The sequence below is a fragment of the Cobetia sp. SIMBA_158 genome (genome assembly GCF_046566945.1).
GTDB lineage: Bacteria > Pseudomonadota > Gammaproteobacteria > Pseudomonadales > Halomonadaceae > Cobetia > Cobetia amphilecti.
Genome location: NZ_JAWJYL010001124.1, coordinates 1 through 234 on the forward strand (window position 1 = coordinate 1; position 234 = coordinate 234).

1 pseudogene is annotated in these 234 nt (G+C 66.7%); it reads right to left on the minus strand.

The annotated features are described in order from the left end of the window. Window positions 1-234 (minus strand): annotated as a pseudogene (locus tag R2R70_RS23265) (glucarate dehydratase); the annotation flags it as partial.

The window sequence follows — 234 nt, forward strand, 5'->3', positions numbered from 1 at the left end:
CACCCGCTGCTCCATCTCGTTGAGCGCCCAGGGCGACAGCCCCACCAGTGCCGGTGCCGCCTTGGCCAGTGCATCGAGCATCGGCTGGTCGCCATAGCTCTCATTGATGCCCACCAGGCCCGAGGCCGTCTCGATCTCGATGATGGAGCGCAGCGCCCAGGGCTCGTGGATGCCGGCAGCGTTGAGCAGCGGCGGATCGCGGAAGGCAATCGGCGTGATGCGGATATGGCGAAT